We start from the raw sequence: 1,258 nt of genomic DNA, 5'->3' as shown, positions 1-1,258 counted from the left end.
GAAACCGATTCTTGAAGACGACGCTCAAGCGAAAGTCGGTCAGAACCTAAAATACGATGCGTCTGTGCTGGCACGTTACGGCATCGAGATGAAAGGCATCAAATACGACACTATGTTGGCGTCTTACGTTTACAACAGCGTAGGCGGCAAACACGACATGGACAGCTTGGCACTTCGTTTCCTACAACACAGCTGCATTTCATTCGAACAAATCGCGGGTAAAGGTAAAAACCAACTGACCTTCAACCAAATCGAGCTTGAGCAAGCATCGCCATACGCAGCAGAAGATGCAGACGTCACGCTTCGCTTGCACAATCGTCTGTTTGCTAACATCGAACAAGATGAAAAGCTAAAATCGGTTTACGAAGAAATCGAAATGCCGCTAGTCCCTGTTTTGTCTCGCATTGAGCGCACTGGTGTTCTGATTGATGACATGAAGCTGAGCGCTCAATCGGTAGAAATCGCGGCCCGTTTAGAAGAGCTTGAACAAAAAGCTTACGAAATCGCAGAACAAGAGTTCAACATGAACTCGCCGAAGCAGCTGCAAGCTATCCTATTTGAAAAAATGGGCCTGCCTGTTGTGAAGAAGACACCATCTGGCACACCTTCAACCAATGAAGAGGTGTTACAAGAGCTTGCGTTGGATTACCCACTGCCAAAACTGATCCTAGAATACCGTGGCTTAGCGAAGCTGAAGTCGACATACACAGACAAGCTGCCGAAGATGATCAACCCTTCAACTGGTCGTGTACACACCTCTTACCATCAAGCGGTGACTGCGACAGGTCGTTTGTCGTCTACCGATCCAAACTTGCAGAACATTCCAATCCGTAACGAAGAAGGTCGTCGTATTCGTCAGGCGTTTGTAGCTCCTGCTGGTTACAAGGTTCTGGCTGTCGACTACTCGCAAATCGAGCTGCGTATTATGGCGCACCTTTCTGGCGACCAAGCGCTGCTTGATGCCTTCCGCGACGGTAAAGACATTCACGCCGCAACCGCAGCAGAAATCATGGGAGTGTCTATTGATCAGGTATCAAGTGAGCAGCGTCGCCGTGCAAAAGCGGTGAACTTTGGTCTGATTTACGGCATGAGCGCATTCGGCTTGGCAAAACAGCTGGGCATTCCTCGTGGTGAAGCGCAAGCTTACATGGACAAATACTTCGAGCGTTACCCAGGTGTAATGCAGTACATGGAAGACACGCGCAGCGCAGCAGCTGATAAAGGTTATGTAGAAACCATTTTTGGTCGACGTTTGCAT

The 1,258-nt window shown here is 48.8% G+C and carries 1 protein-coding gene; it reads left to right on the top strand.

Annotated elements, in window-relative coordinates; genetic code table 11:
* Positions 1-1,258 (top strand): DNA polymerase (locus R7O12_RS25550; RefSeq protein ID WP_318126857.1); only part of this gene is annotated, 1,258 nt, incomplete at both ends.

This window comes from Vibrio sp. Vb1574, from assembly GCF_033338675.1.
Note: the sequence above shows the minus strand (reverse complement) of the source record. Positions and strands in the feature narration are given on the sequence as shown.